The sequence below is a fragment of the Mesorhizobium sp. Cs1321R2N1 genome, from assembly GCF_037179725.1.
Classification (GTDB): Bacteria; Pseudomonadota; Alphaproteobacteria; order Rhizobiales; family Rhizobiaceae; genus Mesorhizobium; species Mesorhizobium salmacidum.
Genome location: NZ_JAPYKP010000235.1, coordinates 1 through 5002, shown reverse-complemented (window position 1 = coordinate 5002; position 5002 = coordinate 1). Strand labels below are relative to the sequence as shown.

The window sequence follows — 5002 nt, the reverse complement described above, 5'->3', positions numbered from 1 at the left end:
GTCGGCGCGTCGCTGGTGCTGCAGGCGGAGCGCTGGGGCGGCATGGCGCAGGCGCGCGGGCTGATCCTGGCGGGATCGGCCGCCGGCATCGCCGCCGCCTTCAACACGCCGCTTGCCGGCATCGTCTTTGCCATCGAGGAAATGGGCCGCACCTATGAGGCGCGCACCAACGGGCTGGTGCTGACGGCGGTCATCCTGGCCGGCCTCGCGTCGCTCGGCGTGCTCGGCAACTACACCTATTTCGGCATGTCCAAGGAGACGATCTCGTTTGCCGTCGACTGGCCGCTGGTGATCGCCTGCGGCGTCATCGGCGGCGGCTTTGGCGCCTTGTTCTCGTTGCTGGCGTTGAAGGCGACGCGGCGTATCCGGCGCTGGAACGCACTGCAGCCGCTGTGGCGCGCGCTGCTGGTGGCGGCGGTCTGCGGGCTGGCGGTGGCGGTGATCGGCATCGCGTCGGGCGGGCTGACCTTCGGCACCGGCTACGCGCAGGCGCGCAGCGCGGTCGAAGGCACGCCGCTGCCCTGGTTCTTCTTTGCCGAGAAATTCGCGGCCGGGCTGCTGTCGATGATTTCAGGCATACCCGGGGGCATCTTCGCGCCCTCGCTGGCGGTGGGAGCGGGCATCGGCAGTTCGCTCGGCCTGGTGTTCGGCAGCGGGGCCGGCGTCGCGGCGCTGCTCGGCATGGCCGGCTATTTCGCCGGCGTGGTGCAGGCGCCGATGACGGCCTTCGTCATCATCCTCGAAATGACCGGCAATCACGACAATGTCATCGGCCTGATGCTGGCCTCGATGCTGGGTTACGGCACGGCACGCCTGATCTCGCACGAGCCGCTCTATCACGCCCTGTCGCGGGTGTTTATCGCCGAAGCGATCCGGCGGCGGCGGGCGGAAGCCGCACCGGAATCAGGCCACGGCTGAAAAAAGCAAAAGGCCGGGGTTGCGGCCCGGCCTTTGGTTCAAAAACGAAGATAGCCTATTTGCACTTGGCGATCGAGGACAGCGCCGCCGAGATGCCCTTCAGCGAAAAGACATAATTCGTGGGATTGCCGCGGCCCGACTTCGCCGACACCTTCATGTCGGTGCCGGTCTTCATCGCCGCGATCAGCACCGGTTCCTCGGCGGCGTTCTCGACCCAGGCCGATTTTCCGCGCGTGAACATCGAGAAGCTCTTCTTGTCGATGGTGACGGTGGCCTTGGAGCCTTCCTGGAAATTGTAGCCGGCGATGAACTGCGGCTCATAGGATACCTGTTGGCCGGGCCGCTGGCTGACGAAAAAGAACATGTCGCCGTGGTCGAGCGTCGGCGGCTGCTTGTCGGTCGGCACGGTCAGCACGTAGCAGACCTTGCCGCCCGACGCCTGGTAACTGTAGGTGCCCCAGGCATTGTGCTGGCCGATCTTGGTCGCCTGCTGCGCCAGCGCCGGCGCTGCCGAGGCCGCCAGGACCAGGCTTGAAACTAGTGCAATCAATCCGCGCATCGTTTTTCCCGTATTCCAAATGGTGCGGAGGCGGGGCCGCGTGGCGTCCTGCCGTCGCTTCATTTTGATTTAATCTGGGTTACCAAACGGTGAAGTTCCCAAGAGAAAAGGACCTTTACCCCAGGAAACCGCCGCCGCCATTCCCGCGCCGCCGCCTTGTCAGCGGCCGGCACGGCGTCCCTTTGGCGACTTGGAGGCCACGAAAACGGCAAGAGTTTGACTTTTGACCCGCCGCTGAACGCCCCTGTTCCAGGGGCTGAGCCGACGTGGCGGGTTTCGGCGGGCGGGGCTTTAGCCCTTGTCGGCGATGGCGTCCTTGGCGGCCTGCCGGTGCGCCGGCGTGATATGGGCGCTGACGGCGGTGATCGCGGCGGTCAGCACGGCGATGTCATCGGTGAAGCCGAGGCCGAAGATGAAGTCGGGGATGAGGTCGACCGGCAGAACGAAGTAGCCGAGCGCGGCCACCAATATGCCCTTCGCGCGCAGCGGCGTTTTCTTGTCCATGGCGCAGTAATAGGCGGCAACGACGTCTTCCATGAACGGGATCTGCCGAGCGGCTTTCTTTGCCGTGCGCCAGAACTTTTCACGCACTTCGCCCTCGCCGCCCAGCCTGTCGCCAAAGCCGAAGAAGTCAAAACCGGATTCTTGCGCCATCAATCTCTCCTAGCGGCTCCATGACCGTACTGGTGCATGCCCGCGGATCAAAATGTGGTGAAAGCCGAACCCGGCTGCAAGATGCGGGCGCCGATTTGGCGGGTCCGCGCCGGACCCGTGAGCATGGCCAGTCCGGGTTCAGCCGCCGAAATAGCGGTTCATCTTCTTGGCCAGTTCGATATCGAGCGCCGTGACGCCGCCGGCGTCATGCGTGTTCAACGTCACGTCGACGGTCTTGTAGACATTCGACCAGTCGGGATGATGGTCCATCTTCTCGGCGGCCAGCGCGACACGGGTCATGAAGGCGAAGGCTTCGGAGAAATTCTTGAAGGTGAAGGTGCGGGCGATCGAGGCGCCGTCCTTTGCCAGCGCCCAGCCGTCAAGCGCCGTCAGTGCTGCTTCGGCGGCTTCCCTGCCCAGTTTCTCTCTCGTCATGTCCGCTTCCCGTGCTATTGCGCTGGAGTAGCCAGCATAGCGCCGGATCCATGATCGCGAAGCCCATAAATTCCATTCTTTTCGTCTGCCTCGGCAACATCTGTCGATCGCCGCTGGCGGAAGGCGTCCTTCGCGCCGTGCTTTCGGAGCGCGGATATGGCGGGGATATCGTGCTCGATTCGGCCGCGACCGGCGGCTGGGAGGTCGGCTCCGCTCCCGATCCGCGCTCGATTGCTATCGCGTCGCGCCACGGCATCGACATCTCGCGGCAGCGGGCGCGCAAGATCGCACCGGAGGATTTTCACCGCTTCGACCTGATCTTCGGCATGGACCGGTCCAACGTCCGCGACCTGAAGGCGCTGGCGCCGGCGGCAGTGCGCGATCGCATCCACCTGTTCCTGGACTTCGCCGAGGGAAGGCCGCGCGATGTGCCGGACCCCTATTATGGGGACCGGGAAGCGTTCGCTTTGGTCTATCGCATGATCCGCGAGGCGTCGGAGGCGCTGGCGACACGGCTTGCGGCGCGCGTATCGACGCCGGACAGCGGCCAGGCTTCCTCGACGACATAAGGGCCGCCGCCGACCGAATCACGCGACGACATCAGGACGAAGCGGCCGATGCGGAACGGCAGCGTCGAGAAATTGCCGCGCGCCGACAGATATTGGGCGACGTCGAGCGGGCTCGAGTTGCGCAGGCGCGCCAGCGTCACATGCGGCATGAACTTGCGCGGATCGGCGGGAATGCCGAGCCGTTGGCAGATGCGCTCGATCTCGGCCTGAAGGGCGGCCAGATCCGGCGAGGGGGAGGCGCCCGCCCACACCGCATGCGGCTTCTTCTGACCGAAAGCGCCGACACCCGACAGTGCCAGCGAGAAGGACGGGCGCTGCACCCGGTCGAGCGCATTGGCGATCTCGTCGGCGACATGGCCTTCGACATCGCCGATGAAGCGCAGCGTCAGATGGTAATTTTCGACGTCGATCCAGCGGGCCCCGGGCAGGCCGCCCCGGAGCAGGGACAGCGAAAGGGCGGCATCACGCGGAATTTCGAGGGCGGTGAAAAGACGCGGCATGAAGAGCCTCCCTTCCTCGAATCGAACTGTCATCCCTAGCGAATCATCGATAATCAAATGGAGCAAGTGGTTTGTTGGTCGCAGGCCTTCGCTAAACGTTTCCCCAACGGAAAGCGGCTTTATCGGACATCATGAATCTCCCGGCACCGCCGCGATGGCCTTCTCCACCGTCGGCAGGATGCGCTCGACCATCTGATCAACCCCTCTGGCGTTCGGATGCAGGCCGTCTCCGAGTTGCAAACTGGACTGGCCGGCGACGCCGTCGAGAAAGAACGGATACAGCGTAACGCCGTATTTCGCGGCGAGTTCCGGAAAGACGGCGTCGAAGGCGCTCCGGTAGTCGGCGCCGAGATTGGGCGCGGCGCGCATGCCGGCCAGGAGCACGGCGATCTTGCGCCCTTTGAGCTTGCCCAGCATCGCGTCAAGGTTCTTCCGGGTGATGTCGGGTGAAACGCCGCGCAGCATGTCGTTGGCGCCGAGTTCGAGGATGACAAGCTGCGTCCCGGCCGGCACCGACCAATCGAGCCGCGCCAGGCCGCCGCTGGAGGTATCGCCGGACACCCCGGCATCGGCGACGGCGACGTCATGGCCCCTGGCGCGAAGGGCGGCCTGCAATTTGTCGGTAAAGCCTTCACCCGGCCCAAGGCCGAACCCCGCCATCAGGCTGTCACCGAAGCCGACGATCTTGAATGGCTCGGCGCGCGCCGACGAAATGGCGCCGCAAATGGCGAGGAAAACGATCAGGCCTGCGGCAAAGCGGCGTTTGAAAGACATGCGGCAGGCCCCATATGACAGAGAATTCTTCCGGCGATGGCTTCCGACAGGCAGAGCCTCCCTTTCCATATAGGACGCTTTCATTTTGACAGAAGCCGTCATCGCGCTGAAAGACGTATCCCTGACACTCGGCGGAGGGGCCTCGTCCGTCCATGTGCTGAAGGGCGTCAGCCTCGAAGTGGCGCGCGGCGAGGCGACGGGCATCGTCGGTCCGTCGGGGTCCGGCAAGTCGACATTGCTGATGGTGCTGGCCGGGCTGGAGCGGGTCGACTCGGGTACGGTACGAATCGCCGGCGAGCTGCTCAACGACAAAACCGAGGATCAGACCGCTTCGTTTCGTGGCCGAAACATCGGCATCGTGTTCCAGTCCTTCCACCTGATCCCCAACATGACCGCGCTCGAAAATGTCGCGGTGCCGCTGGAACTGGCCGGCCACGCCGATCCGTTTTCGGTGGCGGAGCGGGAACTGGCGGCCGTGGGCCTCAGCGACCGCGTCACCCACTACCCCGGCGAACTCTCGGGTGGCGAGCAGCAGCGCGTGGCGATCGCCCGGGCGCTGGCACCGTCGCCGCGCATCCTGATCGCCGACGAGC

At 65.0% G+C, this 5002-nt stretch carries 8 protein-coding genes; 3 read left to right on the top strand and 5 right to left on the bottom strand.

The features are described 5' to 3' along the window. On the top strand, window positions 1-918 hold a 918-nt coding region (locus O7A61_RS30930), incomplete at its 5' end, for a chloride channel protein (RefSeq protein ID WP_337132981.1). 55 nt (window positions 919-973) lie between these two features. Here the strand turns inward: O7A61_RS30930 and O7A61_RS30925 are convergent. From O7A61_RS30925 to O7A61_RS30915, 3 genes are all read right to left on the bottom strand, one after another. Continuing rightward, complete coding sequence (locus O7A61_RS30925; protein ID WP_015314944.1) at window positions 974-1477, bottom strand: invasion associated locus B family protein; 504 nt, start codon at window positions 1475-1477, stop codon at window positions 974-976. 291 nt (window positions 1478-1768) lie between these two features. Continuing rightward, window positions 1769-2131, bottom strand: coding sequence for a YkvA family protein (locus tag O7A61_RS30920; protein WP_027146206.1), 363 nt, complete (start codon window positions 2129-2131; stop codon window positions 1769-1771). Window positions 2132-2269: 138 nt separating this feature from the next. Further along, the gene (locus tag O7A61_RS30915) at window positions 2270-2566 is read right to left on the bottom strand and encodes a 4a-hydroxytetrahydrobiopterin dehydratase (protein WP_337107664.1); all 297 of its coding nucleotides are present in this window, start codon (window positions 2564-2566) and stop codon (window positions 2270-2272) included. Between the two features lie 50 nt (window positions 2567-2616). Here O7A61_RS30915 and O7A61_RS30910 point away from each other — a divergent pair, with 50 nt between their 5' ends. After that, window positions 2617-3135, top strand: a complete 519-nt coding sequence (locus O7A61_RS30910) for a low molecular weight protein-tyrosine-phosphatase (protein ID WP_337132979.1) — start codon at window positions 2617-2619, stop codon at window positions 3133-3135. Here O7A61_RS30910 and thpR read toward each other — a convergent pair. Together thpR and O7A61_RS30900 are read right to left on the bottom strand one after the other, a co-directional pair. Continuing rightward, entirely contained in the window at window positions 3039-3635 is a 597-nt protein-coding gene (thpR, locus tag O7A61_RS30905; RefSeq protein ID WP_140510914.1) for an RNA 2',3'-cyclic phosphodiesterase, read from the bottom strand. The genes O7A61_RS30910 and thpR overlap by 97 nt on opposite strands. 129 nt (window positions 3636-3764) lie before the next feature. Then, on the bottom strand, window positions 3765-4409 hold the full coding sequence (locus tag O7A61_RS30900) for an arylesterase (RefSeq protein WP_337132978.1): 645 nt from the start codon (window positions 4407-4409) through the stop codon (window positions 3765-3767). 85 nt (window positions 4410-4494) lie between these two features. Here O7A61_RS30900 and O7A61_RS30895 point away from each other — a divergent pair. Beyond that, a partial coding sequence (locus O7A61_RS30895) for an ABC transporter ATP-binding protein (RefSeq protein ID WP_337132977.1) occupies window positions 4495-5002 on the top strand: 508 nt, incomplete at its 3' end.

Coding starts and splice junctions, on each gene's coding strand:
- O7A61_RS30925 (WP_015314944.1), bottom strand. CDS start 1,477: ATGCGCGGATTGATTGCACTAGTTTCAAGCCTGGTCCTGGCGGCCTCG.
- O7A61_RS30920 (WP_027146206.1), bottom strand. CDS start 2,131: ATGGCGCAAGAATCCGGTTTTGACTTCTTCGGCTTTGGCGACAGGCTG.
- O7A61_RS30915 (WP_337107664.1), bottom strand. CDS start 2,566: ATGACGAGAGAGAAACTGGGCAGGGAAGCCGCCGAAGCAGCACTGACG.
- O7A61_RS30910 (WP_337132979.1), top strand. CDS start 2,617: ATGATCGCGAAGCCCATAAATTCCATTCTTTTCGTCTGCCTCGGCAAC.
- thpR (WP_140510914.1), bottom strand. CDS start 3,635: ATGCCGCGTCTTTTCACCGCCCTCGAAATTCCGCGTGATGCCGCCCTT.
- O7A61_RS30900 (WP_337132978.1), bottom strand. CDS start 4,409: ATGTCTTTCAAACGCCGCTTTGCCGCAGGCCTGATCGTTTTCCTCGCC.